Source organism: Candidatus Photodesmus blepharonis (assembly GCF_000731795.2).
Taxonomy (GTDB): Bacteria; Pseudomonadota; Gammaproteobacteria; order Enterobacterales; family Vibrionaceae; genus Vibrio; species Vibrio blepharonis.
In genome coordinates this window covers 1-20921 of sequence record NZ_JGVK01000014.1, presented here as the reverse complement: position 1 = coordinate 20921, position 20921 = coordinate 1, and the positions used below count along the sequence as shown (strand labels likewise).

Annotated in this window: 13 protein-coding genes; 6 read left to right on the top strand and 7 right to left on the bottom strand. The window is 34.2% G+C overall.

Going from position 1 to position 20921, the window contains the following annotated elements; translation table 11 throughout:
- Positions 1 to 7: 7 nt before the first annotated feature.
- Genes CF67_RS02390 through ccoN form a run of 3 tightly spaced genes read right to left on the bottom strand, consistent with a single transcriptional unit; the run spans position 8 to position 2243 of the window.
- The gene (locus CF67_RS02390) at positions 8 to 175 is read right to left on the bottom strand and encodes a cbb3-type cytochrome oxidase subunit 3 (protein ID WP_034413929.1); all 168 of its coding nucleotides are present in this window, start codon (positions 173 to 175) and stop codon (positions 8 to 10) included.
- A 7-nt stretch (positions 176 to 182) separates the two neighbouring features.
- Positions 183 to 797, bottom strand: a complete 615-nt coding sequence (gene ccoO / locus CF67_RS02385; protein WP_034413925.1) for a cytochrome-c oxidase, cbb3-type subunit II — start codon at positions 795 to 797, stop codon at positions 183 to 185.
- 15 nt (positions 798 to 812) lie between these two features.
- A complete protein-coding gene (gene ccoN / locus CF67_RS02380; protein ID WP_034413960.1) occupies positions 813 to 2243 on the bottom strand; it encodes a cytochrome-c oxidase, cbb3-type subunit I in 1431 nt (476 codons plus the stop codon).
- 825 nt (positions 2244 to 3068) lie between these two features.
- Between ccoN and cobB the strand changes: the two genes are divergently transcribed.
- Positions 3069 to 3776 (top strand): Sir2 family NAD+-dependent deacetylase, encoded by a 708-nt coding sequence (cobB, locus tag CF67_RS02375; RefSeq protein ID WP_034413923.1) that lies wholly within the window; start codon positions 3069 to 3071, stop codon positions 3774 to 3776.
- A 110-nt stretch (positions 3777 to 3886) separates the two neighbouring features.
- Here cobB and CF67_RS02370 read toward each other — a convergent pair whose 3' ends face one another.
- On the bottom strand, positions 3887 to 5683 hold the full coding sequence (locus tag CF67_RS02370; protein ID WP_034413958.1) for an ABC transporter ATP-binding protein: 1797 nt from the start codon (positions 5681 to 5683) through the stop codon (positions 3887 to 3889).
- 668 nt (positions 5684 to 6351) lie between these two features.
- Here CF67_RS02370 and pepN point away from each other — a divergent pair.
- The 4 genes from pepN to CF67_RS02350 all read left to right on the top strand — a co-directional run bounded on the left by pepN (position 6352) and on the right by CF67_RS02350 (position 16727).
- A complete protein-coding gene (gene pepN, locus CF67_RS02365) occupies positions 6352 to 8961 on the top strand; it encodes an aminopeptidase N (protein WP_034413921.1) in 2610 nt (869 codons plus the stop codon).
- Between the two features lie 63 nt (positions 8962 to 9024).
- Positions 9025 to 13872: an NAD-glutamate dehydrogenase gene (locus CF67_RS02360; RefSeq protein WP_034413919.1), complete on the top strand. Its 4848-nt coding sequence runs from the start codon at positions 9025 to 9027 to the stop codon at positions 13870 to 13872.
- A 24-nt stretch (positions 13873 to 13896) separates the two neighbouring features.
- Complete coding sequence (gene pyrD, locus CF67_RS02355) at positions 13897 to 14907, top strand: quinone-dependent dihydroorotate dehydrogenase (RefSeq protein WP_034413917.1); 1011 nt, start codon at positions 13897 to 13899, stop codon at positions 14905 to 14907.
- A 134-nt stretch (positions 14908 to 15041) separates the two neighbouring features.
- Positions 15042 to 16727, top strand: a complete 1686-nt coding sequence (locus CF67_RS02350; RefSeq protein WP_242633201.1) for a DUF3466 family protein — start codon at positions 15042 to 15044, stop codon at positions 16725 to 16727.
- Between the two features lie 41 nt (positions 16728 to 16768).
- Here the strand turns inward: CF67_RS02350 and fabA are convergent, their stop codons facing one another.
- Positions 16769 to 17287 (bottom strand): bifunctional 3-hydroxydecanoyl-ACP dehydratase/trans-2-decenoyl-ACP isomerase, encoded by a 519-nt coding sequence (fabA, locus tag CF67_RS02345; RefSeq protein ID WP_034413915.1) that lies wholly within the window; start codon positions 17285 to 17287, stop codon positions 16769 to 16771.
- 403 nt (positions 17288 to 17690) lie between these two features.
- Here fabA and CF67_RS02340 point away from each other — a divergent pair, with 403 nt between their 5' ends.
- Complete coding sequence (locus CF67_RS02340) at positions 17691 to 18287, top strand: OmpA family protein (protein ID WP_034413913.1); 597 nt, start codon at positions 17691 to 17693, stop codon at positions 18285 to 18287.
- Between the two features lie 3 nt (positions 18288 to 18290).
- Here the strand turns inward: CF67_RS02340 and CF67_RS02335 are convergent, their stop codons facing one another.
- Together CF67_RS02335 and CF67_RS02330 are read right to left on the bottom strand one after the other, a co-directional pair.
- Positions 18291 to 18620, bottom strand: a complete 330-nt coding sequence (locus CF67_RS02335) for a TusE/DsrC/DsvC family sulfur relay protein (RefSeq protein WP_034413953.1) — start codon at positions 18618 to 18620, stop codon at positions 18291 to 18293.
- Positions 18621 to 18645: 25 nt separating this feature from the next.
- On the bottom strand, positions 18646 to 19308 hold the full coding sequence (locus tag CF67_RS02330; protein WP_034413911.1) for a Bax inhibitor-1/YccA family protein: 663 nt from the start codon (positions 19306 to 19308) through the stop codon (positions 18646 to 18648).
- Positions 19309 to 20921 lie beyond the last annotated feature (1613 nt).

Below are 20921 nucleotides of genomic sequence, written 5' to 3'. Positions count from 1 at the left end.
ATTTACATTACTCCTTATTATTTGAATTGGAAATACGTTTGTTATCAGTAAAAATAAGATTCGCTGCTTTATCAAAATCAGATTTACGCTTTTTTCCATATGTCCACCAGACTATGATGATGAAGTTGATAAGCAAGAGAATAGTCCAGATACTATGAATAATAATAAAATCCATGATTTTCCTACCTCATTGCATGACCAAGAGATTGAAGATAAGCAATGATGGCATCCATTTCTGTTTTATTTTTCAAGTCTTTTAATGTATTTGAAATCTGTTCATCAGTGTATGGAACACCAAATTTATTTTTGAAAATTTTCAATTTCTTTTCAGATAACTCTGCATTCAAAAGATTTTTTTCTAGCCAAGGAAAACCAGGCATATTCGACTCTGGAACTAGATTACGTGGATTTAGTAAATGTAAACGATGCCATTCATCCGAGTAACGGCTACCAACGCGAGCCAAATCAGGGCCTGTACGTTTAGATCCCCAAAGGAAAGGATGTTCCCAGACACTTTCTCCTGCTACAGAGTAATGACCGTAACGCTCAGTTTCAGAGCGAAAAGGACGAATCATTTGGCTATGACAAACATTGCAACCTTCCCGTATATAGACATCACGTCCTTCCATTTCTAAAGCACTATAAACACGTAAATTTTTAACAGGTTCTGTAGTTTGTTTTTGAAAAATAAGAGGTATTATTTCAACTAAAGCACCTAGGCTGATCACAAGAATTATACAAATGGAAAACAAACCAACATTTCGTTCAAGGATTTCATGGTAATTTTTTGAATTCATACTCGAGATCCATTTTTACGTTATGTTATTAACAACAAGTTTAAGAGTATCTTTTTTTGCATGAATAGTTTTATATGTATTGTATGCCATTAAAAACATACCAGCCAAGAAGATTAAGCCACCTAAAAAACGAGCGAAATAAAATGGATAAGACGCTTGAACAGATTCTGTAAAACTATACTTTAGTGTTCCGTCGAGGTTAATTGCGCGCCACATTAATCCTTGCATCACGCCAGATATCCACATAGCTACTATATAGAGTACTATTCCAGCTGTTGCTAACCAGAAATGAGCGTTAATAAGGGTGATAGAATACATACGCTCTTGGTTAAACAAGTTTGGGATTAAATGGTAAATAGAACCGATAGTTATCATACTAACCCAACCCAATGCACCAGAGTGAACATGACCAATAGTCCAGTCAGTATAATGTGACAAGGCGTTAACTGTTTTAATTGACATCATTGGACCTTCAAAAGTTGACATACCATAAAATGAAAGAGATACGACTAAAAAACGTAAGATAGGATCATGCCGAAGTTTATACCATGCTCCAGACAAGGTCATAATACCGTTAATCATGCCACCCCACGAAGGAGCAAATAGAATGAGTGACATTACCATACCTAGGGATTGAGCCCAATCTGGTAATGCAGTGTAATGTAAATGGTGAGGTCCTGCCCAAATATAAAGAGATATAAGAGCCCAGAAATGAATGATAGACAAGCGGTATGAATAGACAGGACGTTCAGCTTGCTTAGGTACGAAGTAGTACATCATACCTAAAAATCCAGCTGTCAATAGAAACCCTACTGCATTATGCCCGTACCACCATTGAATCATAGCATCTACAGAACCAGAATAAATTGAATACGATTTGCTTATGGATACAGGAATAGCCATGCTATTTACAATATGTAATACTGCGACGGTAATTATAAAAGCACCAAAAAACCAGTTTGCTACATAAATATGAGAGACTTTACGTTTTCTTAAAGTTCCAAAAAATACTATTGCGTAGAAAAACCAAACTATAGCGATAGCAATATCGATAGGCCATTCGAGTTCTGCATACTCCTTGCCTGAGGTGAAACCAAGAGGCAATGTAGCAATAGCAGCAAAAATTATTGTTTGCCATCCCCAAAACGTGAAGGTAACAAGTAATCCTCCAAATAGGCGAGTTTGACAGGTGCGTTGAACAATATAGTAAGACGTTGCAAAGAGAGCACTTGTTGCAAATGCAAAAATAACTGCATTAGTATGTAAAGGACGCAAACGGCCATAGGTCAGCAATGGTATATCAAAGTTTAGTTGTGGCCAAACTAATTGAGCAGCGATCAGAACACCGATGCTCATTCCAACAATTCCCCACAAAATTGTTGCAATAGTAAATTGACGAACGACCGTGTAATTATAATTTTGTTCAAGTTGCTTTTTAGCGCTCATGTGAATATTTCCAATTTTAAATTTAACCACATTTTCTTTTTAAAATAAAAAAACATCTCCAGTGCTATAAAATCCTTCAAAAACAAAAATGTTGCCTGGAAAAGCTTGTTTTTCAACACGTAAAAGAATGATATTTCAGCTGAAGGCTATATATAATTGAATTAATTTCCTGATTATAGAGGATTAAGCTTATCAAAGTAAGTCTTGTTTAAACAATGCATAATAATGACTGTACATTTTATAAAATGTTCTTCTAAATGTGCTAAAAGTTAATTTAGTTAGCGAGATTTTTTACTCTTGAATAAAATTTATGATGTATACACTGTAGCAGCAAAGAGAAACTTTATCAGTAGTGTTTTAAACGAGACTACATCATAGAGAAGCATACCTTGAATTAGTTAAAAGTATTCGCTTTTTAGAAGAACTTCTTCCTAAAAATTAATCGTTGATTGCAAATTTTATTTTTTCAAAAAAATTGAAATATTCAAGCTATATGCTATATAAAAGGCTTAGAGTGCTTATATCAATCAGCGATCCAAGAGGAATTGAAGGATTAATAAATGATTTGTGTGCTATCGAAATGTATTCTATATTCTTCTCAAATATTCATTCTCAGATCGTTTCATTTTCTCGCAATGTGTATTGATTCCTATCGCCGGTATTTTTGATCTCATACTTTATAACTTAACAAGTATTTAAGATTGCCTTAGATAAACGATTTTAAATTTATTTAACCATTTAATTTTCTTTTTCATCATAAACTACGCCGAGGTTTAACAATATGTATATTGTTCTTTTTAGTTTATTTAAAAGGGATATTAGTGTATGCAATATAACAATGTTGTAATTCTAACAGGAGCTGGTATTTCTGCAGAATCTGGTATACGAACTTTTCGATCTAAGGATGGTTTATGGGAAAATCATCGGATTGAGGATATTGCCACCAAAGAAGGTTTCATACGAAATCCCTATTTAGTACAAGAATTTTACAATCAACGTCGCCGAATGTTGCAATTTGATAATATTCAGCCCAATTTAGCTCATAAGGCACTTGGTAGGCTTGAACGAGAATTAGATGGTAAAGTAACTATCATTACACAAAACATTGATAACCTTCATGAGCGTGGTGGCAGCAAAAATGTCATTCATATGCATGGTGAATTGCTTAAAGCTAGCTGTATTACCTCTGGTCAAGTGATAGAGCATAAAAGTGATATTCTCGTTGATGAGGTCTGCCGTTGCTGTCGTATTCCCTCACCAATTCGTCCGCATATTGTTTGGTTTGGAGAAACGCCGTTGAGAATGGCTGATATATACTCAGCATTAAACGAAGTTGATTTATTTGTTTCTATTGGTACTTCGGGTATTGTTTATCCAGCTGCTAGTTTTGTATACGACGCTAAAATATGCGGTGCTCATACTATCGAAATCAATTTAGAAAAAACTCCTATAGAAAATGTATTTCAAGAAAAACGTTATGGTAATGCAAGTACTGAAGTAGATAAACTTGTCTCGGAGTTACTCTGCTTATAAAATAATTGCAAAAAAACAGATAGAATATTAACTTAGAGATTTAGAATGCTTTTATATATCTAGGTTCTTTGAATACATTGAAAATTTCAGAGGATATAAACTCGATTTTTTTAGAAACTAGATTGGAAAGTACCGTACAAAGTGTTGTATAAACCCTTTTGTTTAACTAACTCAGCGTGAGTTCCGCTTTGACTGATCCGACCATCTTCAAGAACATAGATTAGATCTGCCTGTTTTACTGCTGAGAGTCGATGAGCAACCATAAGGGTTGTTCGACCCTGTAAAAATTTAGTTAGTGCTTTATGTAAAGCAGATTCAGTTTCGGTATCTAATGCCGAGGTTGCTTCGTCTAAAATCACAAACTTTGGATTGCTTAAAATCATACGGGCTATTGCTAGACGTTGGCGTTGACCACCAGATAGGCGAATTCCGTTACGACCGATTTGACTATCTAGACCAGCATTTAATTGAGAGGTTATATCATCTAGTTGCGCTACTTCTAATATACGCCAAAGTAGTATATCGTCATGTTGGCTGCCAAGTGTTAAATTGTTTCTTAAGGTATCATTGAAAAGTATAGGTTGCTGCAGAACGACAGAAATTTGTTGACGAATAATATTAAAACCAATACTATCACTAGGTATGCCGTTGAATCGAAGGGTACCAGATGTTTGACGATATATTCCCAGTAGTAATTGGATTAATGTAGACTTACCACTTCCACTAATTCCAACTAAAGCAACTTTTTTTCCTTCTGGAATAGTTAAATTTAGGTTTTTTAGAACTTGATTTTCCTCATCGTAAGCAAAGTTAAGGTTATCAATATGTATTTCTATATTTTTATTATTTCGAAATGGATTAATTTTACTCTTAGGTCTATACTCTTCTTCTAATCTAAGTAGCGCGTTAATACGTATTAACGCTGCCTTTGCACTATACCAAGAAAATTGAATACCAAGCAATTCCTGAACTGGACCTAACATAAACCACAAGTACCCAAATACCGCAAAAACTTGTCCAATACTAAGATCGCTAAATAGTACCATTAACATGGCAACGCTTCTAAAGAGTTCAAATCCAAGCAAAAATAGCAAAAAAGAAAGTCTACCTGCTGCTTCTGATTGCCAAGCATACTCATTAGCATCTAAGCAAATTTGGTTCGCTTGAATTTTTAATTGATTTAAAAATTCTTTTTCTTTATTGGAAGATCGGAGTTGGTAAATGCCATCTAGTGTTTCGATTAAACGGTTTTGAAATTTTTCAAATGATTGATTTTCTTGTTTTTTAAGACGCTTAACCCTGTTACCTAGTTTTCGAGAGAAATAAATGACAATTGGGTTTACCAATAAAATGAAAAGCCCTAATCTCCATTCCAACCATAAAAGGACTAAGGCAGTACCTAATAGGGTTAGCAGGCTGATCATAAATTTACTTAGTGTGCTGCCAACGAATTCGTCGATGGTTTCTATATCTGTAACTAAATGCGCATTAATTGCACCACTACCTTGAGCTTCATATTGTTTAATGCTAATTCGGCCAAGCTTATTGATCATTTTAGTACGCATTTTATAAGTGATCGTTTTAGAAACAAAGGTAAACTGTCGGCCTTGAAGAATATTTAATAATTGACTCGAGATACGCATTAATATAACTAATAAAAAAGTTAAGATAATATAACCAGTCGGAGTTTGTGTTGAGATCGGTAAAAGATAATTCATAATTTTTAGACCACTTCCAGGTTGATTTAGCAACACTTCGTCAACCATCAGTGGCATGAGAAGAGGAATGGGAACACTGATCAATGTAGCCAAAACGGCAATAATATTAGCGAATAAAAGCTTGGATTTATGCTTTTGAACTTGTTTAAGCAGCCAGGAACGGCCGATAGTGTCGCTTCTTTTAAACATTTTGATACAAGTGCTTCCCCATTGCTCATTATTATATTGTACAAGCATTGTTAGTATGTGTCTTTCAATTATGTTATGAGGGTCTAGTACCAGTTTCAAAAAATAAAAGTAGATCTATTTTTTGATACGTCCGATTTATCAGTGGTTTAGAGGAAGAATATGTGAATTTTCGATCGGAAAATGTTTTAACTATGTCTAACAAAAATAAGGTTTTTCGAATTTGCCTGATATGGATCCTTCTAACTTAGTATGAGATTACTGGTTGTTGCCTCATTATATATTTTTGAATAAGGCTATGTTGATTGTTAGAGAATTAAATCCTGCTAAAGTAAAGCTTGCCTACTTTTTGCCTAGAAGAGTATCATGGGGCTCTCATTAATTTATGACTTTATTGCTTTATTATGTACGAGGGGTTCTCAATAGTTGGACAATCGATTACAAGTTGGAAACTAATCGGATAATTTAAAATATATATCATCTCTACATCCGAAAATTATCAAATGCCGTGTTTTTATTTTGTTGAACCAGTATTTATAATACTAACATTATAATAGTAGACAACTTCAATACTGAAATCAGACTGAGGTGATGTGTTTCTAGTAATTTGTTCTACCTCATAAAGTGTTTAGAATTTTTACTTCAATAACTCCATCCGAAAAACCTAAATTATGGATAAAATTTTTCAAACTAAATATCGTAAGAATTATCAGCCTCCATCCTATAAAATTACTGATGTTGAGCTTATTTTTGATTTATTTGATACTCAAACTTTAGTTAATGCGAAATCTAGGGTGGTTCAAATCAAAAAAAGTGAATATTTGTATCTCGATGGGGAAGATCTAGAACTGAAAAAAATTTTAGTGAATGGTAAAAGTTGGAAGAAATATGTAAGAACTGACAAAGGGATTACGCTAAATAGCTTACCGAGAAAATTTGAGCTAAGTATTACTACCTTAATTAGTCCTGAAAGTAACACTACTTTGGAGGGTTTATATAAATCCAATGGAGTATTTTGTACTCAATGCGAAGCCGAAGGCTTTCGTCGTATTACCTACTTTTTAGACAGACCCGATGTTTTGGCTAAGTATACAACAATAGTAATTGCTGACAAAGTTCTGTATCCATATTTACTTAGTAATGGTAACTGCATTGATCAAGGTGAACTTGCTCACGGACGTCACTGGATGAAATGGCAAGATCCATACCCTAAACCAAGCTATCTTTTTGCACTTGTCGCAGGTAATTTTGATGTATTATGCGATAAATATAAAACACGCTCTGGACGTGATGTTGAATTGAGGATTTTTGTTGGTAAAGGTAATGTAGACAAGGCTAATCATGCAATGCGCTCTCTTATTAAAGCGATGAAGTGGGATGAGGAGTCTTTCAATTTAGAGTATGATTTGGATGTTTATATGATCGTAGCCGTTGATTTTTTCAATATGGGAGCGATGGAAAATAAAGGTCTAAATATTTTTAACTCGAAGTTTGTCCTAGCCAGTAAGCAAACTGCAACAGATGAGGATTATTTAAGTATTGAAGCCGTAATTGCGCATGAATATTTTCACAATTGGACGGGTAATCGCGTTACCTGCCGTGATTGGTTTCAGTTAAGTTTAAAGGAAGGTTTGACTGTATTTCGTGAGCAAGAATTTTCTTCGGATGTGGGTTCTCGTTCCGTTAACAGAATAAATAATGTTCGTATTCTTCGTTCTGTTCAATTTTCTGAAGATGCCAGCCCAATATCTCATCCGATTCGCCCTGAAACAGCTATTGAAATCAGTAATTTTTATACGGTTACTGTATACGAAAAAGGCAGCGAGGTTATCCGTATGCTGCATACGCTTTTAGGTAAAAAGAAATTTAAACGAGGAATGCAACTTTATTTTCAACGCTATGACGCTACGTCGACAACATGCGAGGATTTTCTTACTGTTATGGAAGAAGCATCAGGTATAAATCTTAATCAATTTCGGTTATGGTATAGTCAGTCAGGGACACCAATTCTCAAAGTTTCAAGTGAGTATAGCAGTAAAAATCAACTCTATAAATTAACGATAGAACAAGAAAAAGAGACATGGAAAGGTAAAAGCAATGCGCAAGTCTTACATATTCCATTTACGATAGAATTATATACTCCAAACGGAGATGTAATTGAATTACAAAACTGTGGTCAAGGAATCTCGAATCTACTAAATATTAAAAGAATAAAACAAACTTTTGTATTTGATAACATAAGGGAAAAACCAATACCATGTATGCTGACAGAATTTTCCGCTCCAGTCATTCTTAAGTATAACTACTCGAAGGAGGAACTTGCGTTTTTGATGAGGTATTCTCGCAATGAGTTTTCTCGTTGGGATGCAGGACAGATGATTTTGGGTAAATCTATTCGTGATAATATAAAAAATGTTCAAAATGATGAAGATATTTACTTAGATCATTCAGTCGTTGATGCATTTCGTGATGTGCTTCTTAATAAGTCCTTAGATCCTGCATTCGTTGCAGAGATGATGAAATTGCCAAATTATAATGAAGTCTCTAGTTGGTATGAGTTAGTCGATGTTGATTCTATTTCTAAGGTGCTAAAATCTATTCAAAGAATACTAGCTAAAGAGTTAGAAGGTGATTTTACTATTACTTACTACACTTTAGATCAGAAAAAATATACCATTGAACACAATGCTTTTGCTAAACGAGCACTAAGAAACGTTGCTCTCTCATTCTTAGGTTTGACTAGTCAGGCCAACGAAATTATCAAGGCTCAATATAAAAAGGCTAATAATATGACAGATACCATTGCTGCCATGCAAATAGCAAACAATGCGGAACTTTTTTGCCGTGAAGAACTGATGGCTGATTTTAGTACTAAATGGCGGAATGATTCCTTGGTTATGGAGAAGTGGTTTGGATTGCAAGGGAGCAATCCAGCTGAAAATGTGCTTTCAATAATTAAACACGCAATGAAGCATGAAGCATTCAGCCTCAAGAATCCTAATAAAGTATATAGTCTAATCGGTTCGTTCTTTAATATGAATCCAGTTCGTTTTCACTCTAAATCTGGAGAAGGTTATAAATTTTCAGGAGAGATTTTGCAAAAGCTAGATAGAATCAATCCTCAAATTGCTTCCAACTTGATTGATCCATTATTAAAGTTTAGAAGATACGACAAGCAACGGCAGTTCTATATCAAAAAAGAACTAGAGTCTATGAAATATTCAGATAAGCTGTCGAAAAATCTTTTCGAAAAAATTGATAAAACTCTAAATATGGAGTAAGTCAATGCAGGTCTCTTTCCATGTTTTTCTCGAGAAACATAAATTTAATTACAGAGTACACATATGATTTCTTATGAGGCTTTAGTACCAGTGCTTCTTGAAAAAGTATATAAACTCATCGAAAAAAAATTTAATTTAATTCATCAACATTTAGTTATCCAATTAGCTCAGCACCTTTTCAGAAATATCGCTCAAGATGATCTAATAGAGCGTAATGAATCCGATTTATATGGAGCTATCGTTAGTTTGTGGCACCACATAAATGAAAAAAAAACAGAAGAAATATCAGTGAGAGTGTTTAATCCGACAGTCAGCTATCAAGGTTGGCAATCGACTCATACCATTGTCGAAATGGTTATTCCAGACAGTCCATTTTTGGTTGATTCAATTAAAATGGCATTAAAGCGCTTAGATTTATCTTCTCATCTGATGCTTCATGGCCCAACTCAAGTTACACGAGATAATAGGGGGAATATTACAGAAATAAACAAAGGAAATGGTAGTTTCCAGTCTTTATTCCATATAGAAGTGGATCGTCTAAGTAGTGAAAAAAAAATGATCTTACTTAAAAATGAACTACTAAGCATCATGAAAGATGTTGGTTTAATTGTGAGGGATTGGTTACCAATGGTTGAAAAATTAAAGCAGGTAACCCACGAAATTGAGAATTTAAAGGACACAATTGTTACTGAAAGCGATCGTTATGAAGATATTATAAATTTTTTGCATTGGTTGGTAAATCATAACTTTACTTTTATGGGTTACAAAGAATATAACTTAGTGCTCATTGACGATGAAACCGAACTTGTGCCTACCAAAGAAAAAGGATTAGGTTTATTTTCATATGAAAGATACGTCAGAGGTGTGAAATTATCTGATTTTTCTGATTCAGCTCGCCTTGAAGCAAAAAAACCTTTTTTTCTCATCTTGACCAAGGGAAATACACAGTCTCGTATCCATCGCCCAGCGTATAGTGATTATATTGGTATAAAGAAATTTGATAAAAAAGGCAAAGTAATTGGAGAACATCGATTTACTGGCCTATATACTTCAACCGTTTATAATCAAAGCATTGAAAGCATACCGCTAATTAATGAAAAAGTAATGCGGATTCTTAAATCTAGCGGTTATCGTAACGGTTCATATTCCTATAAAGCGTTGCATAATATTTTAGAAAACTACCCTCGCGATGAATTACTTCAAGCGAAAGAGGATGAGCTTTTAGAAGTAGGAATGGGCGTCATTCAAATGCAAGATAGAGATTTGTTACGTCTCTTTATCCGAAAAGATTCATTTGGACGTTTTTTTAGTTGCATGGTTTATGTTAGTAAAGAACGCTACAACACAGAGTTACGCCGACAAACTCAACAGATCTTACAAAGATATTTTTGTTGCGAGCAAGAGGTCGACTTTACTACATATTTTTCAGAAAGTTCATTAGCTAGAACTCATTATATTGTCCGTGTTGATAATAATAATATGGATGTAGATGTTAAAATGATAGAACAAAATTTAATGGAGGCATCTTCAACTTGGGACGATCGTCTTTCTAAGGCAATTATTGCAAATTTCGGTGAGAGCAAAGGATTACCGCTTTCAAAAGAATACATGAGTGCCTTTCCTCGTTCGTATAAAGAAGATATATTACCGGCTTCTGCGGTTGCAGATGTTGAGCGGTTAGAAGCACTTAATGATGAATATAAGCTTCAAATGCTTTTTTATCGTTCGCAAGAAGAATCTAAAAACTCTAGAGCAGTAAATTTGAAATTATATCATCGTGACGAATTAATTCACCTATCTGATATAATGCCAATGCTTGAAAACTTAAATTTGCGAGTGATTGGAGAGTCTCCTTACGAAGTGTGTAAAGCGAATGGGCAAACGTATTGGATCCTAGATTTTTCCATGTTATATAAAAGCAAAAATATTGTGGATTTACGTGAAGCTCAAGAACGTTTCCAGGAAGCATTTGTAAAAATTTGGTCTGGTAAACTAGAAAATGACGGTTTCAACCGCTTAGTCTTAGGAGCTTCTTTATCAGGTAGAGAAGTTTCTATTTTACGTGCTTATACTCGTTATATGCGACAAGTAGGTTTTCCATTTAGTCAACAATACATTGAAGACACATTAAATCATTATCCTGATTTAGCAAAAGGTTTGATTAATCTGTTTACTACACGATTTAATCCAGATTTTCAAGGTAGTCAAATTGAAATCACAAAAAAAATTACTGAGCAACTCAATTATGTAGAAAATTTAGATGATGATCGCATCATTCGCCGTTATATAGAAATAATCTATGCAACACTTCGTACTAATTACTATCAAACAGATGAAAATAAACAGGAAAAACCATGGTTGTCATTAAAAATTAAGCCGCTTGATATTTCGGATATTCCACAACCAGTTCCCTCATTTGAAATTTTTGTTTATGCACCAGATATCGAAGGTGTACATTTGCGAGGAGGAAAAATAGCTCGTGGGGGATTGCGTTGGTCAGATCGTCAAGAGGATTTTCGTACAGAAATACTTGGATTAGCAAAGGCACAACAAGTTAAAAATGCAGTGATTGTTCCTGTTGGTGCGAAGGGTGGTTTCGTTTGCAAAAAACAACATATGTTAACAACTCGAAACGAAATTTTAGAAGAGGGTCGACGTTGCTATGAGCGCTTCATCCGAGCACTTCTAGATGTTACCGATAATATTATTGGAGGAGAGGTTATTCGACCTAAGAACGTAGTTTGCTACGATGGAGATGATCCATATTTGGTTGTAGCAGCTGATAAAGGTACTGCAACTTTTTCTGATTTAGCTAACACTATATCAGAGGAATATAATTTTTGGCTTGGAGATGCATTTGCATCTGGCGGTTCGAATGGCTATGACCATAAAATGATGGGGATTACAGCAAGGGGAGGTTGGGAATCAGTCAAACGTCATTTTCGTGAAATGGGTATCAACTGTCAGACAACGGATTTTACTGTAATAGGTATTGGTGATATGGGAGGCGACGTGTTTGGTAACGCTATGCTTTTATCTAAGCATATTCGCTTGCAAGCAGCTTTCAACCACATGCATATTTTTATTGATCCGAATCCAATTTCAATTTCTAGTTGGGAAGAACGGGCACGCTTATTTAAGCTCTCATCTTCCACTTGGGAAGACTATAGAACCGAATTAATATCCAAAGGCGGCGGAATTTTTTCTAGACGCTCTAAATCTATTCCTTTGACAAAAGAAATACAAAAAATGTTGGGTACTCAAAAGGAATCTATGACACCGAATAATTTGATTAAATCGGTTTTATCTATGGAAGTAGATTTGATTTGGAATGGTGGTATTGGTACATATGTTAAAGCATCTTCAGAAACTCATTCGAACGTTGGAGATCGTTCGAATGATGTGTTACGTATTGATGGTTGTGATTTAAAAGCGAAAGTTGTTGCTGAGGGTGGAAATTTAGGTATGACTCAGCTTGGGCGTATTGAATATGCACTTATCGGTGGTCGAGTTAATACTGATTTTGTTGATAATGTGGGTGGAGTAGATTGTTCAGATAATGAAGTTAATATTAAGATTTTTTTAAATTCTCTTATCAGGAATGGTGATCTCACATTGAAACAACGCAACATAATTTTAGAGTCGATGAAAAGCGAAGTAAGAGAGATCGTTTTAAGTGATGCTTACTATCAATCTGAATCGATTTCAGTTACTGAACATGAAGGGGTTTCTTTAGTAAAAGAACAAATTCGTTTCATACATACAATGGAAAAAGAAGGACATTTAGATCGTGCTTTTGAATGTATCCCTGATGATGAAAGCTTGCTAGAAAGAAAAAAACAAGGAATGGCCCTGACAAGACCTGAACTTTCTGTGTTAATTTCGTATGCTAAAATGGTTCTCAAAGAGGAGTTAGTCCATGAAGATATTATTAGTGATGAATTCCATTCTAAAAAACTAATTACCTATTTTCCTCAAAAATTACAAATCAATTATTCACAGTACATGGGCAGTCATCCGTTACGTGCTGACATTATTGCAACGGTCATTGCTAATCAAATGGTTAATGAGATGGGTTGTAATTTTGTTACTCGTTTGCGGGAAGAAACTGGAGCGCATATTGTTGACATAGCGAATTCTTATGTTGCTGCAAGGGAAATATATGGTTTAGGCCTAGTATTAGATCAAGTACGCAAATTAGATAATATCGCTACTGCAAAGACACAATATGATGTGATGTTTTATGTAAGACGTACCTTACGTGGTTTATCTCGCTGGTTATTAAGAAATCACACTGGAAGACAATCGGTTAAAACTCTGATCGCACTATACCAAGACGATACTCATACAATCACTAAAAATCTTGATCAAATGTTGGTCGCAAATGAGGTTGAAGAGCATAATAGAATGGCCAAGATTTGGATTGAGCAGGGTATTTCAAGTAAATTGGCAAATTATGTTGCTCGTTTATCCAGTTTATATTCAGTCTTAGATATATCCACGATAGCTCGGCAAAAGGGTAAAACTGTCGAACAAACTGCTAAACTATATTATAACTTAGGCGATAGGTTATCTCTCCACTGGTTTTTGAAGCAAATTAATAGGCAGGTTGTTAACAATAACTGGCAAGCTTTAGCTAGAGCCGCATTCCGTGAAGACTTAGATTGGCAACAACGTCAGCTAACTAGCCAAGTACTGAGTCGTGACTATATATCTGAAGAGTCAGATGTAATTAAAGCTTTAGATAAATGGATGGCTACTCATAAACTTTCTTTGCATCGTTGGGAAAATATTTTAAATGATTTTAAAGTGGGTCCAGTACATGAATTTGCAAAATTTTCAGTCGCTTTGCGGGAGTTAATGCTATTAAATTTAAATTGTGCGGCAAACGAGGAAATAATGAGATCTTAATATTCTTTAAACTTTGGAGGTACAATGTTTTACCGTATAACTAGGTTATTCCTTTTCAAATTTAGCCCTGAAAGAGCGCACGCTTTTACAATTAAGTTTTTAAAATTTTTTTCTAGAACGTGGTTGGATTTTTTTTATCGTCAAGAACTGCCTAATCGTCCTGTTGAATGTATGGGAATAAATTTTCGCAATCCAGTTGGTTTGGCAGCAGGATGGGATAAGAATGGTGAGTGTATAGAGGCATTCGATGCAATGGGTTTTGGTTTTATTGAAGTAGGAACTGTTACTCCAAGACCACAATTTGGTTCTGAAAAACCACGCATCTTTAGACTTTTAAAGGCTAATGGAATCATCAATAGGATGGGGTTTAATAGTGTAGGTGTTGATCATTTTGTGGAGAATATTAAAAACTCTAAATTTAATTGTGTATTAGGCATTAATATAGGAAAAAACAAGGATACACCGATTGAGGAAGCGGCAAAAGATTACTTGTTTTGCATGGAAAAAGTATACGAGCATGCTGATTATATCACTATAAATATTTCTTCTCCTAATACTGCTAATCTTTGTTCTCTTCAATATGGGGAGAACCTGGATCAATTTCTTTCTTCACTTAAACTCAAACAAAATGAATTATCTGAAGCGCATGGGAAGTACGTACCTTTAGCTTTAAAAATTTCACCAGATCTCAATAATGAGCAAATTGCTCAAGTTTCCCAATTGTTAATAAAAAATAATATTGATGCTGTAATTGCAACGAATACAAGCCTTGATAGATCTCTTGTTAGAGGTATGAAACATTCTAATGAAGCCGGCGGTTTAAGTGGTAGACCTATTCAATATCGTAGTACTGATATCGTGCGTTGTTTGCATAAAGAACTTGATGGAAAATGCCAAATTATTGGAGTAGGCGGTATTGATTCGTGTGTTTCTGCTAGAGAAAAATTGATTATGGGAGCTTCATTAATTCAAATATATTCTGGTTTTGTTTATCATGGTCCAAAGTTACTGAGGGAGATCGTAGAAAATCTTTAGTATATTGTAGAGAGAATCCTATTCGATAATAATCAATGTTATTTTATTAAATAGACCAGAAAGTTAAAGATAAGTTTGAAATAAAATTAAGGATAACAATGAGTATAAAAGCGTTGCGATTTGTGATTATAACTATGGTCTTTTTTATAACCATCAATTCTAGGGCAGCACTTTATGAAATTATTGAGGTATCAGTACCCAGCGAAATAGAAAACTTAGGTAATTACAATGAAGTTTATGGCGTTGCCATTATACCTAGTGTCAAAGGGGGAAATTTAGGTTGTTTTGCAATATCTTGCAATCCTGAAGAGTTTGCTTTGGCTGCTGAAACCAGAGTAACACCGGATGGTTATAGTTACCGCGAAGAGTCACCGTTTGGAATGGATCGTTCATTTAACTACATACAAGAATATAGCGACTTTAAGAATTATTGTCATCGCGAACTTTTGTATTCAACCTGTGACATTTGGGCGAGTAACCATTGGATTTCTTGGAATAACGAATTGGTGGGAGATACTGTTTCGAATGCGTTAGCATTCATAGAAAACGGTAATTTTGATAATAAATTTAACAATATTATTAATAGATTAACTTTTTCTGGCGAAGCCATCGGTAATCAAAGCATAGCTGGGGGCACTCGTAACACAATTGTTTCTCCTATTCTTCCAAATGGTAGTGCTGAATTAGGAAATTGGAAACAAGGTAGAGCATGGGCTATAGATAGTACAAATACTTACGCTGTCGGTAGCATTGCTCGTGAAGAATTTAACGAAAATGGTTCACATCATACTTCGAAGGCTGCAGTATGGAAAAGCCGTGAAAATCCAGTAGAGTTGCAATGGCAAAGTGGTATTGCAAATTATGGAGGATTACTAGCCCAAGGGAGTATGCGCGATATAGTTTTGAATGATGGTTATATTTATGGTGTTGGGTATAATGCCTATGGTAGCGGAAACTACTATAATGCTTCTATTTTCAGAGTATTGGAGGTTGATTATACAAAACCAAGTAGTTGGAAGTCTATTATAATTCCTAATGCAAGATCTAAAATTAATGGAAATTTTGTTCATAGTAACTCAGTAGCGACAGCTATTAACAATAATCTAGTTGTTATAGGTGTAGCTAAGCGTTCAGGTAGTAAACCGGAAAATGGAGCAGCTAACAATAGATTGTTTATTGTAAATAATGCTTCAGAATCCAATCCATCTGCTATTTTTTTATCAGGCGGAATTTTTTTTAATAGCGCTGGTGGAAAAGCAGGTGCTATTAATAACTATAATGAAATAGTTGGACAATTAGATTTTGAAGATACACGCGAGAAAGGTGGTAAACCTCGTCGTAAAAGAGCTTTTATTTATCCATACAACACTCATGGTACTAATTTTACTCGCGCTGATATATTTAATAATCAAGCTCATTTTCTTGATGATCTAACTAATGGCGATAGTATTAATACTCCACCTGGTATATCTTCAAAGAATAATGCCTATCGTATTGTTGATGCTACAGATATCAACGATGCAGGAGTCATTGCAGGTACTGCACTTCGATGCACCAGTTTAAACGGTGAAATAAAAGAATACGACGACAGTACTCATAATTCACATTGTACTCAAGGTGTTGAACGTCTTGTAGCTGTTAAATTAATCCCAATTTTCAACGCAACAAATTCTGATATTCAGAGTCGAATGTTAGAATCAGAGAGTAGGAGAGTCGAAAGAAATGCGGGTTCTTTGGGTTGCTTTTCTCTGTTTATTCTTGCTCTGGTTAATTATAACCTTTATATTTATAGAAAAAGAGAAAAACATGGCAATAATTAGTAGCTCATCGATCTAAATCCACAAATTTATAGAATATAGTTCTAAAAAGAAGAGGTATCTCGAAACAACCCCACTTTAAGGTCTTTTGCTAAGTAAATTTCCTTATTTTCTACAAACACATAGCCGTCAGCTAAGCCCATAACTAGTTTACGGTTTACTGCGCGTTTAACATGTATTTCATATCTCACTTTTTGCGAGTTAGGTAAAATTTGACTTGAAAACTTAACTTCGCCAACTCCCAATGCTCGACCTTTTCCTTTACCTCCAATCCAACCCAGAAAAAATCCAACAAGCTGCCACATCGCATCAAGTCCTAGACAACCAGGCATAACAGGATCACCAAGGAAGTGGGAGTCAAAAAACCAAAGTTCTGGAACAATGTCAAGTTCAGCTGAGATTATACCTTTTCCAAAATTACCTTGAATTTCAGAAATATTAGTTATCCTGTCTATCATTAACATGTTTGGTGCGGGTAATTGTGGATAGCCTGAACCAAAAAGTTTTCCTTGGCTAGAAGCTAAAAGATCATCGCGGTTATATGAATTACGTTTATTTTGCATATCTCAATCACTTAAATTTTTTAATAAATGGACGCCAGTTTAAAGAGGTATACCTTAAACAACTTTAATCAGTAGTAAAACAAAAAAGTTATAAAATTTAAATTTTCAAAAAAATACAAAGCATAAGTTCATAACTTTAATATGAGCGAGTTGATAGAAATATATCTTTTAGCTTTCAAAAGATAAAAGACGGAACATTCTAAATGAAGATGTTATTTTAATGCAAAACCAGTCTACACTTGTATACCGATATAAAAAACTCCTTTTAAAGCAAAATTCGCTATACAATTAATTTTTTTAAAAAATATGGTTAAAGGTAATGTAATTGGATAGTATTTTTCTTGCTAAAAATATATAAAGTTGAATAAATCTAACTTTATCATTGAGATATTAAGTAAGCAGAATGAAATATTTATCTTTGCTCATTCTTTTATCATTGACGAGTTGCATATTACCAGATACGGTTTTGAAAAAAGATGTGCTTCACACCGCTCCTAAAAATATCCGACAATTGATTAATTGCGACTCTCAATTTGTACTAAATTTGAAAGGTCCAACTATCCAGAAGGATATGCTAGCCTTTATTTCATTACAAAATTTTTTAAATAAAAATGAAATTTCTCATGAAATACTGACTGGTAAACACATGATGATAAAATTGAAAGATATAATTCAATTTGAACGAGGATCAGAGAAGGTGTCTAAAGGTTACCTTTCTCGGTTAAATTTGATAGGTAAGCATTTGTCAAAAAATCGAAAAATAGACACAATAGTTAGCGGTCATACGGACAATACTGGCTCTATAATCCTCAATGATGCTTTATCGTTAAGACGTGCTCAGGAAGTTAAGGAGATTTTAACCTTTAATAATGGTGTTAGTGCAGATTCTATTTTTACTTTGGGATACGGTAAACATATTCCACTTTGCAAAAATAAAACTAAGATAGGAAAAGCTTGCAATCGTAGAGCGGAAATCTTCTTTATATCTTCCAATGATTAATTTTTATAAACACTTAACTGGTTTAGGTAAACCAGCCAGTTTAGTCGCTTGCTTTGCTGGCCCCTTTGGAAACAACTTGAAAAGGTATTTACTGTTTCCTTTTTCGAGGCCATATTTTTTTTCTATGGCTTTCACTAAAATTCTTAATGGTGGAGAAGTACTAAACGTTTGATAAAAATCACGAACAAAATAAATAATTTCTAGGTGAGATTCAGTTAGGCAAATATTTTCTTTCTTCGCTATCACTTCAACTATTCCAGGTTCCCAACGATCAGAGTCGACTAGATAACCATCTAAGTCGACTCTGATTTTTTGATTTTTGTAATCAATCAACTTCATGTTTTAGTAGAAATTATACTTAATCATTGTTCATTATACCTAAGATACTCAGCAAACTAATGAAAATATTGTAAATAGAAACATAAAGTGCAACGGTTGCAGAAATATAATTAGTTTCACCTCCACGAACAATACCTTGAGTTGTAACTAAAATTGACATAGTGGAGAAAACAATAAATAAACTGCTAATTACAAGATGCATAGCTGTTGAATGCATGAAAATATTAGCGATGACTCCCAAAAGCAATACACAAAACAAAGAGAACATTAAACAACCCAATTTTGAGAGATCGCGTTTAGTTTTGAACGCGTAAGCCGAAGCAGCTATCAATGAAAAAGCTGTACCAGAGAGAGAGGTCACAATTACATCACTCATACCCAAACCAACATAAAAGTTAAGAATCGGAGCAATCGTATATCCTAAGAAACCAGTAAAGAGGAACGTGAAGACGATACCTAAGCTATTATTACGATTTTTTTCGGTTAAAAAAAGCAAACCATAAAAACCAACAAGCATGATTATGATTCCAGGACGTGGAAGGTTCATCCACATTGAAATACTTGCTACAATAGCAGACCATAGTAAAGTCATAGAAAGTAAAGCATACGTATTGCGTAATACTTTATTATTTTTGATGATACTTTTTTGGGCTGATGTTTTGGCTACAATAAGGTTACTCATGATCTTCCTGCTATTTAAAATAATACATTGATGTATATTACTATGATGATAGTTCTTTCAAAAATCAAGTCATAAATATAATCAATTGTGCGATTATATGCCCGTTGGTCAATGGACAACTGAAAGATAACGCTTGGTATTTAGACGTCTAATGTTGATATCGCGTTCTTGGCACTACTTTTGCGCTATAACAGTTAAAGCGGTTAGTTTTACGGGGGAACAGTAAAGATATTATGTATTTATAAGAAACAATACGATAAGAGTGTTAAATATTCGAAGAGAGGTTTCAGAGTAGAACGAGAATTTAAATCAAAAAATTGAAAGTATCTTTATGAGTTACCCAGTTTTATAATTTGGATTTGATTATATACGATTCAAACGGTATCTCGGATTCAATAAAAAATGTCCAGTTTGGACAGTATAAATCGATGTTGATCTCAATGTGTAATTTTCCTAACTATATCATCCATGCTTATGTGTGAATCACCTTATCGGTTTATTGTTAATTCATGCCTCCGAAAGGGATAACAAAACGTTATAAAGTCTGTATCAAAAATAATTTTGTCAGAAAATTTTCCACAGTTTTTCTAAAATTCGCTGATCGGTACGTTTAACGGGATATAATGAAATTTATTCATACGGTAGGCAAAGACCATTGTTCTAAATTGCATTCTCAGAAAAAATAAGTAAGAAAAAAGCGCACCCATGCTATGCATTTCCAAACCCATAAAATACTTCAGCAGGAATGACTTGAAAAGAATAGATTCATCAGCAGTGACCTTATATAAAGATTTAATCTTATTCAATCTCGTTATAATTTAAAGCTCATCTAATTTTGATATCACTCTTAGCCAATGTCATCAAGTAATTTCGAAACTCAACATATACTCTCGAACAAATTTCCATAGCAGGTGATTATTTATCGTCGTACGTAGTGATAAAATATCATGTTTTTCCGTTAGCATTGCCTTTCATCCACAATCCTCGTCAAAAAAAGAACTGGTAGTAACTGGGATGATTTTACTCAAGGATAAGAGACAATCATGTTCAGATATGTTTTCAGTATTTTTCCAAAAAGTTAGAATGAACATCACTATCCGACGAAAGTCTTGTTACCTATTCAGTAATGTGTACGTTTAAATGGTGTAAGCAGGGAGCCTAACTCTATCATGTAACTTAAGCTATTAATGATCGATCTGTTATCATCATGAACGAAGGATGGGCTGAGTTTTCAGATCAGTTAGGAACTATAACCGACTGATTTTGTTTTAGATGTTGTTTGATGAATCTATTGAATGAATCCTAAATCAAGCTCAATAAACAGCGAATTTGAAATCCACTAAAAATATTGAGTAATGTTGAAAGACCCACTTCAAATTCAACTGTAAGTATCTGTCGAAGACGGTTACCTAGTAACAAGGACTGACACCCGCAAGAATTAATCCAATTGCTACATATAATAAAATACCGGATCAAGCATGGACGATATATTAACTAAAATACTTACTGATTTGAATCATTTGTCAGGCCTAATGTGCAGCAAGCGAATAATGAAGAACACGCAGTTTAACTGTCATCACCTATCTAGTCATCTCTAAGGCTAAGGTATATAT